Source organism: Arthrobacter sp. ISL-5, assembly GCF_018613835.1.
GTDB lineage: Bacteria > Actinomycetota > Actinomycetes > Actinomycetales > Micrococcaceae > Arthrobacter.
On sequence record NZ_JAGGPM010000051.1, the window covers coordinates 14,623 to 35,702 of the forward strand.

The window sequence follows — 21,080 nt, forward strand, 5'->3', positions numbered from 1 at the left end:
TCGCTCAAGAAGTAGGAGATACCCGGCCAGAGAGAGGCCAACATGTACAAGAAACTTCGCATCCTGCAGACCATCGAAGAGTCAGGGGCCGTCCTCATCGTGCGGCTGGAGAGCGCGGAGGTTGCCGAGCGCGTTGCGGAAGCTGCTATCGAAGGAGGTTTCCGGGCCCTCGAGATCACGCTTTCTATTCCAGGCGCTGTCGACGTGATCCGTCGGCTCGCCGCCAAACACGGCTCCACCGGCGTGGCAATCGGTGCCGGAACAGTGCTGGACGAGCACTCAGCTTATGAATGTATCCGGGCCGGCGCTCAGTTCCTGGTCAGTCCTCAGCTGAACCCCGCGATGATCCGTACCGCGAACCGATACCAGGTGCCGACAATCAGCGGCGCTTATACACCGACCGAGCTTGTTAACTCCGCCGAGGCAGGCGCCGACATCCTCAAGCTCTTCCCCACCGAAGCCGGCGGCATCCCCTACGCCAAATCAGTCCTCGCGCCGCTCGCACATCTGCCGATCATGCCAGCTGGCGGCGTAACCGTAGAGAACGTGGGCGAATGGTTCGCGGCTGGCGTGGCAGGCGTCGGCGTGGGCAGCTACGTGACAAAAGCATGGCAACCCGATGGCGACTTCTCCCGCGTCACCGAGGCCGCCAAGGAGTTCCTGTCAGCTGTGGCAGAGGCCCGTCAATGAAGGCCCCCAAAGTCTTCATTGTCATCGGTCCTGCCGGCTCAGGGAAAACGACGATTGCCCAGCAAACAGCACAACAGCATGAGGCTGCGTATCTGGACAAGGACCGGGTCAGTGGCCGCTTCGTCGAATTCGCGCTGACCGCCACCGGGCATGACCCCACCGACCGCGAGTCCAGCGACTACTATCGCGACAATTTGCTGCCCCTCGAGTATGAGACTCTCATGGATGTGGCGGGGATAAACCTGCGCCTCGGCCGGTCAGTGGTCCTTGATGCTCCCTTTGGAGCCTTTTTCGGCGACCCAGACTATCTGACTCGGGCGGCGGAAGACTTCCAGTGGCCGTCGTCCGCGATCACCGTGATACGGGTCCGGGTACCTCAAGACGTTCTGCGTACGCGGCTCATCCGCCGCGGACTGGAACGAGACCAGTGGAAACTTGCCCACTGGGATGACTACTGGTCGGTCTATGGCAGCTTGGAGTGCGCTTGGTCCGGAGCGGATTACCAGGACTTCAACAATGAGGCGCACCTTCCGGTCGATTGAAGTGAACCGGAGTCGGGTGATTAGTGGCACCGGCTTGCGCACGATGATCAACGAGGCAAAGAGGAGGCGCGCCCTTGAACCCGCGTGTCTGCCTCGAAGCCAAGACCCGTCGTGGCAATCTGCGCCGCGACCACACAGAACGTTGACAAGGATCACATTTCATCCGTATCGTTGCTTGCAACCGATCTCAGCAACCGATCTCATTCATGAAGTATGGGGAGGCTGGATAAGCTTCTTTCCCACTTCAAGTCAGGCAGCGCCTAGGCGTTGCTCCGGCTGTTGGTCTTGGCAGTCGGCTGTCCCGTCGACCCGATTTACAGCCGGGCGAGACCCGCACACCGAGGTGTCCGGGAATACTCAAATACCCCTTCGCAGCAAACGTGAAAATATGGAGAGTTCAATGAAGACCTCACAAGAATCCGTCGGCAGTCCAGACACTTCGGAGCTTCCCGAAGCGTCTGAGCCCCCTCGCCGCACCCTCAATATGGTGGCAGGCACGATCGGCCATTTCGTGGAGTGGTACGACTGGTACATTTACGGGCTGCTGGCGGCGGTGTTCTCATCGCAGATATTTCCAAGCGATTCCCAGTTCGCCTCCCTTGTCGCAGCACTGCTCACCTATGCGGTCGGGTTTTTTGTACGCCCGCTCAGCGGAATTATCATCTCTCCACTGGCCGACCGATTCGGCCGAAGGCTCATCTTGACGCTGTCCATCTCCGGGATGGCGCTCGGCTCGCTCATTATCGGCCTCACACCTTCATTTGCGACCATCGGCTACGCAGCGCCTGCTCTGTTCCTGTTCGCACGCGTCATCCAGGGCATCTCGGCCGGTAGTGAGGGGCAGAGCGCCATTGCATTCATGGTTGAACACGCTCCCGCGAACCGGAGGGGCCTGTTCGGTTCCTTCACCAACATGGCGAGCGGCCTCGCGACCCTCGTAGCGACCGGCGCCGCGGCCATTGTGACATCATCCTTTACTCCAGCGGACCTCGCCGCCTGGGGTTGGCGCATCCCGTTCGTCGTAGGGGGCATACTCGGCGTCGTCGGTCTCATTCTGCGGGCACGCGCAGAAGAGACCCCTGAGTTTGAGGCAAGTGCCCTCGTCGATCAAAAGTCCGCCGCGGCCCGCCTGATGGACCTGCTTCGCGAACACCCGAAGGCGCTGCTGCAGGCAGCAGCGCTCTCTGCCCCCGCCGTGGCGTATTACACCTGGGCTACGTTCCTTCCCACCTACGCCAAGCTGACCACCGGCCGGGACCTGGCCTCCACCCTGGCCGGGAGCGTTATCGGACTGGCATTGCTCGTTATCATCGTGCCCGTCTGCGGTGCGCTCTCTGATCGACTCGGCCGGCGCAAAATCTTTCCCATCATCGGTGCCATCGGCATGATCGTTCTCTTCTACCCAATGCTCCTGCTGCTGAACCAGCCGGGCTTCGGCGTTTATGTTCTGGTATCGGCGTCCGGGTGGGTCGTTCTCGGCATCTGGCAGTCGGTGTATCCGACCATCCAGGCCGAACTGTTCCCAGCCGCGGTACGGGTATCGGGCATTGGCTTCGCACACCAAATCGTGATTGCCGTCTTCGGTGGTACCGCGCCGCTGATCGCCGCCGCATTCGTCGGCGCCGGAAATCCCATGTTCGTAGCGATCTACATGACAGTCATCGTCGCCATCTGCCTCGCCGTCTATTTCACGCTCCCGGAGACCGGCGCCCGCAGTGGCCGCGCCACCGTGGCACTCGCTGACTCTGAGGTACTCGAAGGCGAGCACCTGCTCCTGGGCACTCAGTCGGCCACCAACGAGGCTAGGCGTTCCCGGTAGCACGCATGTCCCTAGGAAGCCGTGGCGGCTCGCCCAGACAACAAGGGGCGTCTCTTCCCCGGGTCTCGTCGAGCCGCCCGGCTCGCCAAGGGCGCGATCCCTTGCGCAGATCAAATTCAAAATTGCGTTATGAGTGAAACACTCTTTCTCCATAGGCGCAGAACTGAGAGGACGCTTTCAAGTGAACCAATTGATTATTAATACATTTTCCTATCTATGGTCATCTACGGCAATTGATGCAATAGCCGACCTGGTCGATCATGGATATAAGACTTTTGAAGTTCCGATTAGCTCTCCACACTGTTGGCCGGATGAAATCTCCAACTCGGAGCGTTCGGCAACTTATACAAGGCTCAATGAATACGGCGCCAAAATCAGGTCACTCAACGCCGGTGGGTATGACATCAATCTGGCCAGCCCTGGCGCTAATATGCGTCGCAAAAGCATCGAGCACATTAAGTCCGTAATTGACTTGGCTGCAGCCTGGGATGTCCCCGAGGTTGTAATATCTCCGGGCACAAGACGCCCAATGATCTCACCTTCGCTCGAAAAGACCTCCGGGTGGATGTACGAGAGCCTGGAGAATCTGATTCCGCTGGCCAAACAGGCTGGCACGCGACTACTTTTCGAAAACACTCCTTATTGCTTCACCCCTACCATCCAGGACCTGGCAGGCGTCGTAAGCACTATCAACGACGATTCAGTCAAGATCGTGTACGACGTCGCGAATGCTGCTTACATAGGAGAGGATCCCGTAGAGAGCTTGCTCGCCAACCACGAATCAATTGGACTTGTGCATATTTCCGATACAGGCACGGAAACCTGGGGTCACGATCCAATCGGCACCGGAGTGATCGACTGGAAGGGACTGGGCAATGCCGTCAGAGAAACATGCGGAGTCAACAACGTCGTTCTTGAGATCATTCGCGAAGAGAACCCGGTGCACGAATTCGAGAAGGCAATGCAGGACCTCAAAAATCAAGGCTGGGAACTGGGAAAGTAACCCCTGAATGGGGAGATCACGACGCATCAGCTGATCGTTGTAATAAAATAATGGGACTGATTTACATTGCGAATTGAACTGCAAGCGATCTGAGACTTGCAGTCCATGATTTTCTACCATATCTGGTAGTCAAAAATGATTCTCTTGTCAATCCCAGATAAAAGGAGTGTGTACGATGAGAGCTTTGGTTAGTGGCGGAAGTAGCGGCATAGGCGCGTCTACGTGCCTGAGAATCGCAGAGGCGGCTCTTGCTCGGGGCGTGCACCCGATGATTGCGGTGTGTGGACACGAATCGAACGGTAGCCAAGAGCAAGTCGTTCGTTCCATCCAGTCAATGGGAGGTACCGCCATCGCATTGGCAGGCGACCTCGGAGATCCCGAGGTGCCAAGTCAACTGGTCGGAGCTGCGGTAGCCGAATTCGGTGGCCTGGACACGTTGGTAGCGAATGCCGGAATGGCTAAGCCTGGCGCAATCTGTGACCTATCTGTTGAGGACTGGGACGGCATGTTCTCCGTTAACCTCCGCGGCCCGTGGCTTCTTGCCAAAGCAAGCTACCCGCATTTGAGGCAGAGCCGCGGCTCAGCTTGTTTTACCTCTTCAATGTCTGGCCAGCTACCACATGCCGGATCAGGTGCTTACAGCCCCAGCAAGGCTGCGTTGACGATGCTGGCCCAAACACTTGCGCTGGAATGGGCACCTGAAGGAATTCGTGTAAATGTGGTATCCCCGGGTATGACTCACACACGGATGACTGAAAAAATGTATGAAGATCCTCAAATCAAGAAGGCAAGGGAAGATATTATCCCGTTGGCAAGAATTGGAGATCCCACGGACATTGCGAACGTGATCGAATTTCTCGTAAGCCCTCTATCGGGTTATGTCACCGGGCAAGACATCTGTGTCGATGGTGGATTCTCTAAGTCTATTCTTAGCCATATTCCTGGTCGACCCAGCTCCAAATCCTGACACCCGGTCCGTACCGACACCCCGGAAAGTGACGTAGCCGTCGCCCGGAGCAACGGCAACCCCGCCACCGCAACGCTCACCACCCGGCGACGTCAAACCCACGCATTGCCCTGGCCTGACGTCGCCGGGTAGAGCACCGTTACGCGTTGGGGGCGGTCCCGCTCAGCTGTCCCTTCGTCGGGCCGGCACGGTAATGAAGCACGCGTGGTGCCGGTGGGTGTCGCACAAGGTCTCATGAGGGGGCATCACCTTCTCGGCCGGGACTGGTACAGGTGGATTTATGGGGCAATCCAGATTCAGAGGCTTCGCGGGAAGCGGCAGGCCGCCAAGGGCGCATAGACGGTCACCCTGATCCTCATTCCCAGATATCAATACAAGAGGAGGCGCCTTGTATATCGCAAAGAACGTCTTGGATGGCACGGAATGGACCGCCACAGAATTTGCGGGACTCCTACCAGAAAAACGGAAAGTAGCCCGGCAGGAATTGGCATGCCTGTCCTGTGACGGCCCCGCGGTATTTCGAGCAGGACAAAAGCGCCGGCCGTCATTCGCGGCCCGGCACCGTCACGGCTGCCAGCTGGTTTCGCCAACATGGAGCGCTTTCGAATACCTGGCAGGACCAAGACGCCACAATTGGCCCGCAGGCGCGCACACCGCCGGAGGGTGACCCGCATCCCGGACAAGACCGCTTCTGGTTCGAAGTTTCCCTACCTCTGCAGCGGATCTTTGCGCTCACGGGCACTGGGAAGCCCGCAGGGCATCATCTTCTTTGAGTCCGCAACGCTCCGAACCAGCACGGGCACGCATTGCAGTCTTTGCCAGAATCAGGCCCCGCCTTACCGTGCCGACCGAGACCTTGGAAGGGAACCTCGTGAGTCCTGCAGCGCGATCCATGATTCCCGAGCAGAGGCACCAAGAAATCCTCCGCCTCCTGCGGCAGGAGGGCATCCTGAGTGTTCGCAACCTAACTGCCTATATGAATGTCTCTCACATGACGGTCCGCCGTGACATCACTGCCTTGGAGGCCAGTGGCCAAGTGGCCTCAGTCCATTGGCGGCGTTCGGCTAGCCGAGTGGAACAGCCAAGAACCTCCTAGGGAAACTTGAAATTCGGGCCCAACCTGGACTCCCGCGCGAAAAGGCGATTGCCGAACTTGCGGCCAGTCGAGGATGACATGGTTGTTTCCTCGACGCCGGCACCACTTGTCAATCAGTAGTGCCCTTCCTCGCCGCGCGCCAGCACCTTACCGTGGTGACCAACGACTTCTACATCGTCACCAGCTTGTTCGACTACCCGAACATTGAAACAATCCACACTGGCGGAGCGGTGGACCCGACTAGCGCTTCCAGCTACGGCCGCCTCGCCGCAGAAGTGCTCAAATTCGTCAACATCGATCTGTCCTTCCTCAGCACCGGCACTTGGAACACTTCCAGGGGTCTCATGGCGTCTTCCGTGGACAAAGTCGAGGTAAAACGGGCAGCCCTCGAAGCGTCGTCATCGCGCTTCCTATTGGCGGACAGCACTAAGTTCGGCACGGTCTCCCGTTTCAACGTTGTACCTTTGGAAAGGCTCGACGGTGTCGTAACTGACGATCAACTGCCCCTGGACATGCAAGACAACATTCGGGAACTTGGTGTTGCCGTCCGCTTGGCGACTTTCAGCAAAGCTGCTAAAACCTAACCTGCGGGCAACAATAGTAGCCGCGGCCGACGACACTTGTGGTCCTTTTTGGCCAAGACAACTGGCGTGCACCTCCAGCGCCAACCGCAGCTACCTGACCGGCAGTGGCATCATCAAAGTCACCATACCCGAGCGGTCAGATCAGATCGCCGGACGGGCCGTCGCGGTTCCAAAGGCGGCCGTCCGCGATCCTTCGACAGGGAGACCTCCAAAGGCCGGAAACACACCCTAAGGCCGCACAGCCGGCTGACGCCATCCATCTGCCAGAACTCCAAGCTCAAGAGCCTCACAGCGAACCCGGGACCTGCACCTGCATTTTGCAGTTGTACCTCGCGAGCTGGCCACTCCGGTCGTCAACAAATCCTCGGACGGAAAGCGGTCAGCTTGCGCTATACCCCAACCTGACGTCAGGTGGGTGGCTCGGAGCTGTCAGGATAGGGGTCTTTCTTCTTTCTCTGACGATGAACTCGAGAAACTCGAGAAACTCGAGAAACTCATAGATCACAGCCTGACACTTCTGACTTGTCCCAGCGGCACCATCGCATAAATCCTGGTCTTCCATGGCGTTTGCCTGCCTCAAAAGAGCCCGCTGACGGTGCGCCCAAGCGTTACACGGGAGCTGATCGCACGCATTTTTGTTCCGGGCGGCCGCCGTTTGGCCATCACTTCTATTCCTGGGCAAGGCGACAGGTCGGTTCTTATCGCGATGCCGGGTGGGGGGTAGTCACCGGTCGTTCTCGGAGATCGTAGATCGCGCCATGAACCAAACATCCCCCTAGCCAATATCAGATTGGCGAAGCCTCCGATAGCCGTGCAGGTTGTCTAGAAAGCTTCTCCCAATTGACGAGAACAATGCGGACAGGGGTCTGCCCTGAGCTGGCGACTTGTCCGTCATACGGTCCCGTTCCCCCGCGTCCATGAACCATCAGAAGCATCTTCGCTGTTTGTCATTCTGATCCTCCATCATCGCTGGGCGGGTCCTCCGCGCAACCAGGGCGCTACGCGCCGCTCACTACCCACAATTTCGGTCGGCGCTCCTCCGTCGCTTATTTCCTCCCGAAATTATGGACCGCTCCGCGGTTCCCCAAGTTGCACTCCGGACCCTCAAACCCAGCGGTGACTCCGTTATCAGAACGACGCACAACCCTGACAGACACACCCGGTGCCCGCCAGTAGCTGAAGGAGAAGAAATCATGGAACCGCTCACCATCAAAACCCCCGCCGACGTCCTCAGTTTCGTCGGTCACACGCTCGGGTTCTGGCCGCACGAGAGCCTCGTGTGCATCACCTTGGACGCCAACCGTGTCGGCGCAACACTCAGGGTTGACCTCCCCACCCGCGCGGGCGGACTCCGGTACGCCCGCACCGTCGCCGACTACCTCGCCCACGACACGAGCGCCGCGAGCGTCCTCTTCGCCGTCTACACCTCCGAGCCCCAGAAACGCGGGCAACCCAAACCGCACGCCGCAACCATCGCAGCACTCACGTGCGCGCTGGCCGAACGGGGAATGACCATCCGGGACGGACTCCTCGTCGGAGACGAGACTGTTTCCCCGTACGACGGCGACCCAGGGGACGGTGTGACACTGCCGTTGACAGCCACGCAGTCCAGCCAGATCAACGCCGAATTCGTCTACCGCGGCAGCGCGATCGAACCGAGTGACCGCATCACCCTGCCGGCCTCGACGAAGGAAACCCGGACCGCGGACGCCGTCGACGACCGCGTGAAAACCATCCGCAGGATGAACCCCGGCGAAGCGCTCGAGCAAGGCAGGGCACTGTGGGACGGCATGCTCGACGCGATCAGCTACCCGGACGACGATCAGACCATCAGCCTGATCGCCAATTTCCAGGTCCCTGCCATCCGTGACCAGCTCATGGCCGATATCCCGGGAATCGACGAACCGATGGACCGGGTTCTCCTCGCCCAAACCCACGGCAACCCGCAGTGGTCCCGGGTCGAATGGGCGCAGCAGCTGCTGCTTCACGCCTACACGCACAGCAGCACCGATCACTCGGCGCCCATCCTCACCGCGATCGCCTACGTCAACTGGTGGGAAGGCAAGGGCAGCAAAGCCCACCAGTTCCTGCAGCTCGCGCTCGAAGCCGACCCCGCCTACCGTTTGGCCAGGCTCAGCGACCTGATGATCGGCTCCGGAATGGTTGCCGGCTGGAACATGGACAAGGACCGGGCCTTCCGGCCCTGGGGCCTCGAGGCATCCTAGACCCTCTGTCAGGGGGATGCGGCGGGCGACGGCGGGGCGGTCCTCAGCCAGTCGAACACCGCCGTGTCCCACCCGTCCGGGTCCGAGTTCCACTCCTGCGTGTGCTCCGCCGAGGGGAAAGTGAGCAACGTTGCCAGCCCGGGGCGACGCGCGACAAAATCGCGGGAAATGGCAAAGGGCGTCGAGCGGTCCCCTTCGTTGTGGATGACAAGGATGGGGACATTGAGTTCGTTCGCCCGGGCCAAAAAGCCCAGGGTATGAAAGCTCAATGGGGCGTCCAGGCCGGTGATCCAGCGCATTCCGGATGAACCCAGCATCTGCAGTCCAAGCCGGGCAACCCAACCTGGAAGCCCACTCGACCGGGCGTTGCCCACCAGCGTGCTTCGCCAATCAATAACGGGTGCGTTGACCACCAGCCGGGAGATGCGGTGGCGAAACTCCGACGACGCCGCCAGCTGGAGCGCGATTGAGGCACCAAGGGACCAGCCGAAAAGCACAACGTTACGCGCACCACCCTGACTCACGGCATATAAGACCGCAGCTTCGACGTCGTGCCATTCGGTCTCCCCCAGGTGGTACCGCCTGTCCGCGGATGCAGGCGCATCCCAGTCGTTCCGGAATGAAACGACCAGGGATGTGTATCCCAGCCGGTCCGCAACGGGCACACCGCGGAGTGCCCCGGCCTTCGATCCGCCGAGGCCATGAATGTGGATCGCCCATGTGGAGGAATCCGCGGACGCACGCGGAGGCGCGAACTTCCACGCCGGCGCCACGCCGTTCTCGACTGGAATCTCAACGTCCGAGTAGGGCAGCCCCAACGGATCCGGAGTCGGGTAGACGTACCCGCTCCAGATGCCGGCCTTTGCCAGCAACAGATCCCCGGAATCAACCCGTTCAACGCGGCGGGTCACCGTCCCGGCGCCAGCGTCAGTAGACACAATCTCGCCGATGCAGGCGTGGCCCGTTCCGTTGGCAAACCAGATGCTGTAGCGGCCTGGAACCGTGGTCCGTGCCGATGCCGGCAACTCGACCAGCAGCGCTTCGTTGGCGTCGTGGAACACCCGGCGGATTGGCAGATCTTCTCTCCGCCACGTCTTCGGCACTACAACTTCCCGGGCAAAATAGGCTGCCCCAAGAAATGCCGCGGCGCTAACCAAACCACAACCGATGGCGACGCCAAGGACAGCCCTACGCATCGGCGTCGTCCTCGGGAGCTTTCAGGCGTTCGTCGATCGCCTGCCGTAGGCGTAGCAATGTCTCCGGTGAAATCCCCTGCAGTTGCCGTGCAGCGAAGTTCTTGACGCGGTTCTCCCGCAGTGTCCGTAGCAACTGAAGCTGCGCATCCACCAAGTCGGGGACCTCGCCGTCGTCGTCCAAAAGATATCTGGAATCGACGCCGAAGAATTCGGCGAGGTTCTGCAAGAGCGCCGGGTCGGTCGCCATGGGACCGTCGCCGGCACGCATGTACGCCCACCGGGAGCGCGACAGGGGCGTTCCCCGGTCTGACATGTGCTTGCTTATCTGCGGATACGTCAGGGGCGATGACCCCTGTGCCTCAAAGAGATCCAGGAGGAGATTCAGCTTCCGGGCGAGTTTCGCCTGGGGCTGCTCGGGTGTCCCGCCATCGGCGTCGGTCACGGATTCATGCCTCCTTTCCCTAGCGACCTTGTCCGTCGATCTCCTGCACCTGCAAACCGGGCATCGAGATGCTGCTCCGCTTCCCGCAGAACGTCAACGTCATTCTGGCTCAGCAACTGGGCAAGGTGCGGGTCCACGAATAGGGCGTCCTGGATCTCCACGAGCATCCGGTGCAGCCGGCGCTTGGGAGCATCCTGGCGGTCAATCGCAGTTGGAGACACGTTTAGTCGGATCTCGGAGCGCCCCGACGTGATCCGGCCCCACGGCTCGGACAGTCTTTCCACGAGGACAGTCGCGGCCCGGGCATCGGACCGACGTTCCAGCCGACGGGCGACGGGAGGCAAGGCCAGACCCACGCAAAGGAAAACCATGGCGCCCACTAACGCGGCGTCGTAGACGTAGGAGAGACGCATCATTGCCTCGAGCTCCCCCATGAGATGAAGAACGTCCATGCCCAGCACGGCAAGGACCAACACCACAGCCAGCGCGCAGCCGAGGCCGATGAACACAAAGGCGACGCGAAAGTACGGCCTTGCCATCTCGCCACGGAACCTGAAACAAGTAACGCCGGTGATGGCCACCACCGAGCCGATGTACAGGAACTGAACAGCCGAGTACGCGGCGGCTGGCCACTGGCTGCCAAAATCCCTCATAAAGGAGGTGGACGTCTGCGGAGCTTCAACCAGGCTGAAACTGACGATCAGGGCCACTACGACCATCCCGAGAACCGCTTGCCCGGACCTGTTGTGGATGTCCACCGTCTCGCTGACATTGGCGGCCCGCAGGATCGCGCGGGACAGGAAGTAGATGCCGACAACCATGAAGACATTGGCGACAAGGTCCAGCAGATTGCGGTTCCCGAGGAGGGAGTCGCCCGCCATGTAGATGCCGTCAACGTTGAGCGTGAGTGCAGTGGCGATGGTAACGGCCGCCACCAGAATGCTTTGGTCCTTGCGCCGTCTCAGATCCGGCAGGAGGCACAGCGCCAGGCACCAGATCACAGCTGCGGCAATTCCCTGAATCATCCGAAAATCCGTTCGAACGACCGCGGCTCGAGGCTGCTGTCCCGGATGGCAGCGGCAAAGAGATCCGCCAAGGTTTCGGCGGCGGCCTCGATATGGTCCAGGAAGTCGCTTCGCCCCAGGATCCGAGACACCTTCTCGCCGGAGAGGTTCGGGAACAACGTCTCGGCATAGTTTGAAGACACCACCAACTCATCGTGACGGAGCACCATATGGCCCAGTTCGTGAAGGATGAACTGCTGGCGATGCAGCGCCGACGGCGTCGGTGCGTGCAGGATTATCTCGGTGCTGTCCGTGGACAACCACAGCCCGCAGACGGATCCCCCATTCAGGGCTTCGGAAACATCGATCTCAATCGGCCGCTGCCGGAGGTTCTCAACAATCGAAATCAGCCCGTCCAGCGAAAGACGGCTCGGCAGATTAAGTGCCAGGAAGCCTTCTGCAGCGAATCGCGCCGGCGAATATTTGGCGGAAGCTGTACGGTCCATCGGAGTCCCCATCCTGCGGCCGCCGACTCGTGCCGCCCGGTCGCCATTCAATCCAACGGTCCTTTCTTCCTGGGCCGTCAAGAATCGCCTCAATTCCATTGAACGCCTCGCCTCTGGACATGTCCAGAGCCTTCCATTGCCTCATCTCGGCCGGCGCACCGGTTCTCCGACAGTCCGAGCCCCGGAGTGCACCAACCGCGCACAGCCTCACACCTCTGGCATCCAAGGCATTCGCCGTGAGCGCGGACTCACGCCAAGTCATGTCGTCTCCGGAGCCAGCAGTGATGATCAAACGTGAGCGGGAAGAGTTGCGGGGAATGTGGCGAGCGCTTCGTGCCGTCGCGCACGTCCCAGCGCTTCTGTTCCACTCGCTGCGCCAACAGGCAACGGGACCGCCGACGGCGGCAGCGACTTCCCGTAGCAAGCCCGGCTTCCGCTGTACCCGCCCGGCGCCGGATCACCGTCGCGGAGTCGGGCCCGACTCCGACCCGGCGCAAGTCGCAGGCCAGCCTACTGACCGCGAGCGCCGGCATCAGGCAGCACCAGCAAAAATCCCTCGGCACCCAGCTCCGATCTCAAGCCGCAGACATCGACCGTCTCGAAGCTGAGAACGCCGACCAGCGTGGCGTCATCCGCAACCTGCGTGCCGACGTCGCACGTCTCCAAACTATCCAGCAGACCGATGCCCGTGACCTGGTCCACCTCGCCGGCAGGCTACTCGCACATTCCCGCACCACCGGCGTCGAGCTCCACATCAGCACCAAGGCGCTGTTCCGCCGTCGTGGGTGGACGGCCACCAACCGGAACCTAGAAACGCAAAAGCCATGACCATGTCCATCGCCCGGCTCTCCGCGCAGTCGGGCCTGAAGTACCTCTTCAAGACGACCATGATGGACGATCTGACACTCACGCCAATGGATGCCACCACGTACTACATGAAAGCCGGTACGCCGCAGGGCCGTTGGCTCGGCTCCGGCTTGCGCGGCATCAGCCGGACTGCCGGAGACGTCGTTAAAGAATCGGACGCCAAATCCATCTTCGACCACGCCACCCACCCGGACACCGCCGCTCCTCTGGGCCGCCCCCACGGCCAACCCACCGTCGTCCAAAACCGCCAGGGCCGCACCGAGACGCGGCACGCCGTCGTCGGTTTCGACCTGACCTTCAGTGTCCCAAAATCCGTGTCCGTCCTCTGGGCACTGAGCGCCCGCGAGATCCAGAACGAAATCCTCCAGACCCACCACGACGCCGTCAACGCCACTCTGCAATGGCTCGAGACGTACGTCATCCACACGAGGGCCGGACGCAATGGTGTCGCCCACCTCGGCACCCGCGGGGCGATAGCTGCTGCCTTCGACCACTGGGAGTCTCGGGCAGGGGATCCGCAGCTCCATACCCACATGGTCATCGCCAACCGTGTCCAGCGCATCACCGACGGCGCGTGGGTCACCTTGGATTCGCGGACGCTGTACAGGGCCGCGGTGGCTGCCAGCGAACACTACAACGGGCTCCTCTTCGACGCCCTTCACCGGAACCTCGGTACCGACGCGGACATCCGCGAACCGGGCGCGAACACGCACAACCCCAGCCAGCAGCTGAACGGCGTTGACGACGCCCTGATCCGAGAATTTTCCAACCGCTCGCGCCTCATCGATCTCGAAACCGACCGGCTCGTGGCGGAATGGACCGCAAGCCACGGCACTCCCCCAACCGCAACAACCACCATCAAGCTCCGACAGCAGGCAACCCTCTCGACCCGCACGGCCAAGTCCGAATCAGTCACACCGCTCCACCAGCTTTCAAAGCAGTGGCGGGCACGGGCTTTGGCCAAGGGCTTCGAACCCAGTCTCGTGCTCGCCAACACCATTCGGCGCTCCCGCAGAACCCCATTCCGCGCCTGCGACTTCACCCCGGACTGGGTGGACGCCGTCGGGTCATTGTCCCGCGAGCGCGTTGCCACGAAGCGCGCCACCTGGAATCGGTGGAACCTCCTCGCAGAGGCCGAACGAGTCTGCGCCGAAATCAGCTGCCACGCACCGGCGGACCGCAACGCTCTGATCGACGCCGTCGCCACATCTGCCGAAGCCCAGTCCGTTCCCCTCAATGAGTACCGGTACACCCTCCCCGCGAACGCGCAAGCCGATCTCCGCTTCGCGGACCACAGCATCTTCGATTTCCACGGCTCCCGCCTCTACACGGACGCGGCGACCCTCGCCAATGAGGACGTAGTCCTGCGAGCAAGGAACGACGACGGCGGCCCGGCAGTGAGCTCCACCGTCGCAATGGAATCGCTCGCCAGCTACAAACACGGTGGTCGGCTCGAGCTGCACAGCGACCAACGCGCTGCGGCAGCAAACGTCCTGCTCAGCGGCAACCGGCTCGACGCCGTCGTCGGTCCTGCCGGAACCGGCAAGACCACCACGCTCGGGGCGATCAAGGCTTCCTGGGAAGCAGCTTTTGGCGTCGGTACCGTGGTCGGGTTGGCGCCCGCGTCGGCGAGCGCCGAAGTTCTTGGGCGCGAGCTCGCACTGAGCACGGAGAACGTCACGAAATGGCTCTACGAATCCGTCGGTCAGGGAGCCGGCAGCCGGGCTGCACAGTTCTTCGATACGGAGCGACGGCTAATCAATCACGTGGCTGACAGGGGCCCGCAGGCCACCTTGTTGGCCCAGAAGGCCGCACGGCTGGCCGCGGAACAGGACAAGTGGCGGTTTCATCCAAACCAACTGGTCGTCGTCGACGAAGCCTCCATGGTGTGCACGCTCCAGCTGTCAGCGCTGGTGCAGCAGGCTCGGGATGCCGGGGCCAAGGTGCTCTTGGTGGGAGACCCGGGTCAGTTGGACGCCATCGACGCCGGCGGTGTCCTCGGCTGGCTGGACCGGCAAGGCAAGACCGTGCGGCTGAGCACGATTTGGCGGTTCAAGGAGACTTGGGAGCAAGACGCCTCGCTAAAGCTTCGTGCCGGGGACTTCGCTGCCATTGATGACTACGACAGCCACGGGCGCATCCAACACGGTGTGTACCTTGACATGGTCGATGAGGCCTATCTCCGATGGCAGGCCGACATCGGCGCCGGCAGGTCTTCAATTCTCATCGCTGCCGACAATGACACTGTGGGCATGCTCAACCAGCGCGCCCAGGCCGATCGTGTCGTCCAAGGTGCCGTGGACGCGGAAACCTCGGTACCGCTCAGCGACGGACTTCATGCCGGCACCGGCGACACCGTCATTGCCCGCCTCAATAACCGCGCCATCACCGACAGCAGCGGTGACTTCATCCGGAATGGAACCATGCTGGACGTCGTCCGTACGGGCAGGCGTGACGGCACGCTGACCGCCGTTCGCCGGGACAGCGGCGCAACGATTCGCTTGGGCCGCGACTACGTGGAGGCTTCAGTTGAGCTGGGATATGCAACGACCGCCCACCGTTCGCAGGGCATCACCGTGGACACTGGCCACACCGTGGTGACACAGGACCGGCTCACGCGTGAACTGTTGTACGTGAGCATGACGCGGGGACGCGCGGGAAACCACGCGTATGTCAGCGAGAACGATCCTTTGGATGACGAGCCTTTGGATCCGGCCTTGCAACCCTCGTGGCGTCAGATCCTGGGTGAGGTTCTTGCCGCCGAAGGCGCCGAACGGACGGCTCACGAAGTCCGCGACGCTGAGCAGTCGAAGGCGGACAGCTTGGAGCGCCTCGGTGCTGAGTACGACTATCTCGCCCAGCTTGCGGCCGCCGAAGATCTGACGGTGTTTCTTGAGGTTTGCTCGCCTGGTACAGCCCCCGGGCTTCAGCAATCACCCTCGTGGGGCGCAGCCGTAGCCGCGTGGCGCAGATCCGTTGGGGTGAGCCGACCGAGCGCGCAGCGTGCCGTAGCCGTCGCACTGCGGGCGGATGCATCCGCTCGAGACACAGCGGCGGTCGTCCACTCGCGGCTCCGGCAGTTCCTGTCCGCGATGCCCGCCGGAGATGTTGATCCTTTGACCGAGGATCTTCGCACTGCCCGTCCCGACGTCGGCGACATGATCAGCCAGGTACGGGGCAGGATGCGGCACAGAAACGATCACGTCATCAGAGCCGCGCTGATGAACGACGCCGCCTGGAAACGGAACCTGCTGGAGGGTCTGGGTCCATTCGTCAATCCAGATGAGGCAATTGCTGTCATCCGGCAAGTCGCCGTTTACAGGGACCGGTGGGGCATACAGGATTCGTGCCTTCCCCTTGGTCCACTTCCGGCCGCCTACGAGTGGCAGCAAGACGTGCAGCGATCAGATATGGGTCGCCTCATCGATCAAGCAGCTCTTCCCTCCCCCAGTCCTGTGGAGGCTCCGACGTGGACGGAAGACCCGAAGACTTGGGAAGACCGCCTTATCAATGTCGGCTGGCAACTCTAAACTGGTCGAGAAGGCAATCCATGGATGCGAACCCAGTCATAAAGCCGAAACTTGCGACACCTGCTTTGATACTGAGCAGCGTGGCAGTCGCTGCTTGCGTCACGTATTACGTCGGAGCATCAGTTGCCACCAGCTGGCCACCTAACCTGTTTCTGCTACTGGCGGCATCTACCTCGCTCATCACGGCCGCAGTTGCCGGCGCTGTCTGGTGGGCCCGAGCGCGCCGGCTTCATGTATGGATGGCAGACGCCGCCGAAAAGTGGATCCACTTCGACGACGTGAAGCGAAGTAGTGGCACGGCGACAGAGGTCACGGTTCTGAGCGTTGATGCCCTCGAACCTACAGGGTCTTGGATCACCCTCGAGTGGAATCGCTTCGACCACGTCCAGCGCGCATGGATTGAAGCTCTGCCGGAGCCGATCTGGCCCGGATCTGTTCTGCTTATTTCGCCGGATCCGGCACAAGTCAGGCCTGGCGCACCATGGCCAGCAACTTACTACATACGGGCTTCAGATTCCCTTGCCTGGGCACCACCCATCGAGGCCCCGTCGTCAGGACACGTTGCTCGCAGCCGGTTCTGAAGCTCCGGTAACCAGAAGTTCAATCTCCCTCATTGAACACGAACTCATGCCGCCAACAGCATGACATCTTGAAGGCATAGGTCGTCATAACAAATAGCCTTCTGCGATCGCCGCGACTTGGCTCAAATTCCCCCTGGCGCTCAAGTGCCGCAGCACGGGTGATCGACCGCCCCTCAGGGTGTAGGAGGCCGAGTATCAGTTTCCTTACAAGGGTCCAGCTGAGGAGCTGTGCCCCGTCAGTAGTCCGGGGACACCCTCGGGCCAGGGAGTGACGCGCCGGGCGGACCGCCTGACGTGGCTGTTCCGGCAATGCCGGCACTGAACGTGCCGGCGACGGCGATCGGTACCGTCACGGCCCAGGGCGCGGGGACCCACAGCGTTACCCGCGCGGCTACCTCAGACTGCGGCTGGCCACCAGGAGAGCGCCAACCACCAGGGTGCAGTTGGCACCGGTGATTGTTAAAGTAGGAGGTGGGTAGCCTTGGAACACCGTTTTCGCTGGTCAACGGCGTCTTCGTGCCATCCAATGATGGAACAGGCGTGACGATCAAGCTCATCATCCGGTCGTGAGTGGACGGCGATTGACTCCTTGCGGGAGCCCATCTGATAGGAGACCGACCGACAAACGTTGAAACAGGAGATGAGTAGCCTAGGTTATGGCACGGACGCCCAAGGATCTGAAGCTAGCTTCATCCGCCGCCGAGCTTCCCCGACGAGGACTCCCCCGACGGGGCTGGGCAGATGTGGCCCCTCCGGAATGTTGTGCTGGACAGTTCGTCCTTCTGGGCCGGGCGCTTTTCCTAGTGCGTCCTCAACCGCTGCGGGTTATCGAAACGTCCTTTCGTTTACCTGGAGAGTGCTCTTCTCCTGCTCCACACCATGTCTTCGTTCCGAACTCTTCGAAGAAGATCCACCGCTACAGCGCCTCTCCCCCAGCTCAGGCCGACGAAAGGTCGATTATCGGCTTTTCAAAAATGGCCGGGGGAGGAGCCCGGAAAAGGCCGGTTTCACCTGCCCGAATAGGGTCCCTGCCGGCCCCAGATCTACCGGCGCGAGGACGGCCAATGGAAGGTCGCCCACCGCCACGGCGATACCGTGACTCCCTGACAGTGGCACGCATACATTCCAACGGTTTCCGCGTTGGGCACCTTCATCCGATTTCAGGAGGGTCCAGTTGCCACCAATCGGGCGTTGGAGTCACATGTTTCTTGACCCGTTCATGGCAACGTGTTGTCCCAATGATCGCGCCAGTTTCCGAACAATCCATAGGTCACGTTTGCAGACGGGTTACGCCAATGCCGACCGCTCGTCGGCAGGTCCGGCAGCCGGTCCTCGTCGTGGGCGGACGTGGAGGTGCCTTGGCGCTGGTTTGCCGAAGGATTCGGGCTTTTCCCCTGCACGGAAGTTGGCTTTATACATTGCGGTTGCTGAACGGCCTGCACAGGAGCCGGCCTCTTCGGAAGATCCTTTCTCAGCCGTTTGATGTACTCAAGGTCCCTGCCGACATCCTTAAAGCCCGGTGCGCCTTTGTGGATCCGGGAAAGGTCTAGCAGATCGGTCTCCCGCCAATACTTCCTGAGCAATGTCTCTGCTCCGGGGTAAACCATGCCTTGTGCCATGATTAGCGCGTGGCCGGCTTCTACCAGCAGCAGTACTCTGGCCAATTCTCGGTCGGCCGGGGTAGCTGTCCTGCCGTAGACATCGGCCAGGGCACCCCACGTGTTGAGCAGCGCGTCGAGAAGATATTCGTCCTTCAGCGTTTGGCGCACCTTTGAGCTACTGAGCTCCAGAATGTCCATGACCAGCCCGTTGGGCATCGTGGCGGAGTGCTCGCGGCTAAGCCGCAGGAAGGCGTCGACCCTTGCGGCTGTAATGCCATAAGCCCTCAGCCAGGTGAGAATCGCCTGAGACTGCCTGGCGCCCGGCCGACGCTCCTCGATGTAAGTCGCCGCGGTCCACTTGGTGAAGAGTGCATATGGGTGTGACTTCATGGTTACCTCCTGTGTCTGAAGGCGTCTGCGACGCCCGAATGCTGGAAAAGCGCAAAAGAAAAGGACCGTCCAAGAGACGGTCCTTCGAGGGGTGATCATTCTTGAGGCTGGCTTGGGGTGAAGAGGCTGGCTCCTTTCGGTACTTAAAAGAGAAGAACCCCTGCGGTTGCAGAGGTTCAAAGGTTATTCAGGCAGTAGGCCTGTCCGCCGTTACTAATTCCACGGCCGCGATGACGCGGTCTGCACCCTAGCTTTCGGAATGCCGACAAGAATCACGATAGCGGGTCGTGTCAAAAGGTTTTGGTTACGCGGAGCAGCATACGTTCCTATCTATTACCTAGGCTAGCAGTCGCTCCAAACTTAACCGCGGACGCATGTCACTAGCAGTGCTGTTACCCGCGTCTGAAAAGAAAAGACCCCTGCGGCAAGCAGAGGTCCTGTTGAGTTATGCCCGATATTCCCGCAACTTCCGTTACAGTTGCAAATCGAGGGCCTATTCATATCTCTAAGAATACCAAGCGCACCAAATTGCGTGCTTACGCATGGTTCTATACGGGTTCCACCTGGGGCTTGCCCGATGATTTTCCATAGTGCTGCCCGGCGATCGCGACCTAAGCCGACTACGGTGGACGATGCACCAAGCACCGGCTCCTGACAACACTCTTCAACGTCACCCGCTCCCCCAGCTTTACGGAATCTCCATTATAGGCCTTATAAAACGGGCAGGGGAGTGGCCAGAAGTGGGCCCGATTGTGGCTTGCCAGCTTAGTTGGCGAATTGCCAAACGATCTGGCGAATTTCGCCAGCTACCTGGCATTTCGCCGGTGCAGATCGGTCATGGGGGCCGTGCACGACGCGTCGGACCTGGCCGCCGCGTGGCCGCGGTGGCGAGAACGATCGCAAACGCCGCTGGAATCGAAGTTTTCGCCACTTCCCGTGACAAACGAGAGCCGCTCGCGGTCTGCTCAGACAGGCGCGTTCTTCCGGTCAGCGCTGCTCGTCGGCTCGCCAACAGAGGTGTCAGTCTCGCCAACTAGGCTGGCAAGCCACACCGATTTACCGTCCGGTGAGGGTCCTGTCGGCGGCGGCGGGGCAGCCTGAGCATCCGCGTCGATGCTGTAGATGGTCGCGGACCGGGGATGATCCTGGTGATGCCCTTGAGCGTTATGTTGATCAACGCCGACCGTTTCTTCAGGTACTGAATCAGCTCCGTCAGCTGGTCCATGTACATCGGGAAGGATCCTCCGCTTGTCCTGGTGTAGTCCGACACGAGCATAGTGTCCGTGATCCTTCGGCCGTACGTAAGCTCGATGTAGACGTTACCCAGCAGGTCAATCCCGGGGCTGAGGTAGCCGCCGAAGAGCCTGAGCGTGTTTATGAAGACCCATGCCCGCTCCAGCGATTATTACCGGGCGGTACACAATCAGCCACTGCTAGCCTCATTGCATGCAGAACAAAGTCCAGGATCTAACCGTTTCTGTCCATGACCGGTACTTCGAAGATTATCCTCAAGGTCTCGTTTGCTACTACGGAAGCGAATTCGTCTCTGAGCAGGAGATCATTGGCTTCGCCCGACAGTACGATCCCCAGTGGATTCATACAGACCCAGTGGCTGCAGCTGGAGGGCCATTTGGAGGACTTATAGCCTCGGGCTGGCACACTGTTTCCCTAATGATGAGGATTTTTGCAACATCGTTTTGGAATGAGCACGCCGGCTTGGGTGGAGCAGGTGCGGACGAGCTGCGATGGCATCGTCCTGTTCGGCCCGGGGATACGCTTTCGGCCAAGTTCGTAGTCGCCGAAGCACGTAAATCACGCTCAAAGCCTGACCGCGGAATCGTACGAACCAACATCGAGGTTTATCGGGACGCAAATGAGCTCGTGTTAACAATGAGTACCACCGCCTTGATCCGGATTCGACCCTCGTAAGCACTTGTTGTGCCACTCCCCACCTTGACGGAAGGCTGGTTACGGCGTCGCAAAATGGGCGGGGAGAGCCTCTGTAATGGCCCTAGAGCTGGGGCTCGACATGATCTC

General features: G+C 60.7%; 16 protein-coding genes. 11 read left to right on the plus strand and 5 right to left on the minus strand.

Annotated features, from left to right (window positions below; all coding sequences use genetic code 11):
- Nucleotides 1-42: 42 nt before the first annotated feature.
- The 8 genes from J7I89_RS23450 (at nucleotide 43) to J7I89_RS23485 (ending at nucleotide 8,926) form a co-directional block, all read left to right on the plus strand.
- A complete protein-coding gene (locus J7I89_RS23450) occupies nucleotides 43-690 on the plus strand; it encodes a bifunctional 4-hydroxy-2-oxoglutarate aldolase/2-dehydro-3-deoxy-phosphogluconate aldolase (RefSeq protein ID WP_214975522.1) in 648 nt (215 codons plus the stop codon).
- Complete coding sequence (locus tag J7I89_RS23455; RefSeq protein WP_214975524.1) at nucleotides 687-1,232, plus strand: AAA family ATPase; 546 nt, start codon at nucleotides 687-689, stop codon at nucleotides 1,230-1,232. Before J7I89_RS23450 ends, J7I89_RS23455 begins: the two co-directional genes overlap by 4 nt.
- 400 nt (nucleotides 1,233-1,632) lie before the next feature.
- Complete coding sequence (locus J7I89_RS23460) at nucleotides 1,633-3,051, plus strand: MFS transporter (RefSeq protein WP_214975526.1); 1,419 nt, start codon at nucleotides 1,633-1,635, stop codon at nucleotides 3,049-3,051.
- Nucleotides 3,052-3,232: 181 nt separating this feature from the next.
- Nucleotides 3,233-4,054, plus strand: coding sequence for a sugar phosphate isomerase/epimerase (locus tag J7I89_RS23465; protein ID WP_214975528.1), 822 nt, complete (start codon nucleotides 3,233-3,235; stop codon nucleotides 4,052-4,054).
- A 175-nt stretch (nucleotides 4,055-4,229) separates the two neighbouring features.
- Nucleotides 4,230-5,021 (plus strand): SDR family NAD(P)-dependent oxidoreductase, encoded by a 792-nt coding sequence (locus tag J7I89_RS23470; protein ID WP_214975530.1) that lies wholly within the window; start codon nucleotides 4,230-4,232, stop codon nucleotides 5,019-5,021.
- 892 nt (nucleotides 5,022-5,913) lie between these two features.
- The gene (locus J7I89_RS26050; protein ID WP_374102041.1) at nucleotides 5,914-6,117 is read left to right on the plus strand and encodes a DeoR family transcriptional regulator; all 204 of its coding nucleotides are present in this window, start codon (nucleotides 5,914-5,916) and stop codon (nucleotides 6,115-6,117) included.
- A gap of 119 nt (nucleotides 6,118-6,236) precedes the next feature.
- On the plus strand, nucleotides 6,237-6,701 hold the full coding sequence (locus J7I89_RS23480) for a DeoR/GlpR family DNA-binding transcription regulator (RefSeq protein WP_214975534.1): 465 nt from the start codon (nucleotides 6,237-6,239) through the stop codon (nucleotides 6,699-6,701).
- Between the two features lie 1,193 nt (nucleotides 6,702-7,894).
- A complete protein-coding gene (locus tag J7I89_RS23485; protein ID WP_214975536.1) occupies nucleotides 7,895-8,926 on the plus strand; it encodes a DUF4192 domain-containing protein in 1,032 nt (343 codons plus the stop codon).
- An 8-nt stretch (nucleotides 8,927-8,934) separates the two neighbouring features.
- On the opposite strand, the gene J7I89_RS23490 is transcribed toward J7I89_RS23485, so the two are convergent.
- From J7I89_RS23490 to J7I89_RS23505, 4 genes are all read right to left on the minus strand, one after another.
- Nucleotides 8,935-9,987, minus strand: coding sequence for an alpha/beta hydrolase (locus J7I89_RS23490; RefSeq protein ID WP_214975538.1), 1,053 nt, complete (start codon nucleotides 9,985-9,987; stop codon nucleotides 8,935-8,937).
- Nucleotides 9,988-10,114: 127 nt separating this feature from the next.
- Nucleotides 10,115-10,564, minus strand: a complete 450-nt coding sequence (locus tag J7I89_RS23495; RefSeq protein ID WP_214975540.1) for a hypothetical protein — start codon at nucleotides 10,562-10,564, stop codon at nucleotides 10,115-10,117.
- The gene (locus J7I89_RS23500; RefSeq protein WP_214975542.1) at nucleotides 10,561-11,589 is read right to left on the minus strand and encodes a hypothetical protein; all 1,029 of its coding nucleotides are present in this window, start codon (nucleotides 11,587-11,589) and stop codon (nucleotides 10,561-10,563) included. The genes J7I89_RS23495 and J7I89_RS23500 overlap by 4 nt, the downstream gene beginning before the upstream one ends.
- Nucleotides 11,586-12,155 (minus strand): hypothetical protein, encoded by a 570-nt coding sequence (locus J7I89_RS23505; protein WP_214975544.1) that lies wholly within the window; start codon nucleotides 12,153-12,155, stop codon nucleotides 11,586-11,588. Before J7I89_RS23505 ends, J7I89_RS23500 begins: the two co-directional genes overlap by 4 nt.
- 213 nt (nucleotides 12,156-12,368) lie before the next feature.
- On the opposite strand from J7I89_RS23505, the gene J7I89_RS23510 reads away from it, so the two are divergent.
- Both J7I89_RS23510 and mobF read left to right on the plus strand, forming a co-directional pair.
- Nucleotides 12,369-12,902 carry a hypothetical protein gene (locus tag J7I89_RS23510; RefSeq protein WP_214975546.1) on the plus strand — a complete coding sequence of 178 codons (534 nt, stop codon included), beginning with the start codon at nucleotides 12,369-12,371 and terminating at the stop codon, nucleotides 12,900-12,902.
- Nucleotides 12,899-16,471: a MobF family relaxase gene (gene mobF / locus J7I89_RS23515; protein WP_214975547.1), complete on the plus strand. Its 3,573-nt coding sequence runs from the start codon at nucleotides 12,899-12,901 to the stop codon at nucleotides 16,469-16,471. The genes J7I89_RS23510 and mobF overlap by 4 nt, the downstream gene beginning before the upstream one ends.
- Nucleotides 16,472-18,269: 1,798 nt before the next feature.
- Here the strand turns inward: mobF and J7I89_RS23520 are convergent.
- Nucleotides 18,270-19,043, minus strand: a complete 774-nt coding sequence (locus J7I89_RS23520; protein WP_214975549.1) for a hypothetical protein — start codon at nucleotides 19,041-19,043, stop codon at nucleotides 18,270-18,272.
- 1,446 nt (nucleotides 19,044-20,489) lie between these two features.
- Here J7I89_RS23520 and J7I89_RS23525 point away from each other — a divergent pair.
- Nucleotides 20,490-20,972: a MaoC family dehydratase gene (locus tag J7I89_RS23525; protein WP_214975551.1), complete on the plus strand. Its 483-nt coding sequence runs from the start codon at nucleotides 20,490-20,492 to the stop codon at nucleotides 20,970-20,972.
- Nucleotides 20,973-21,080: the final 108 nt, after the last annotated feature.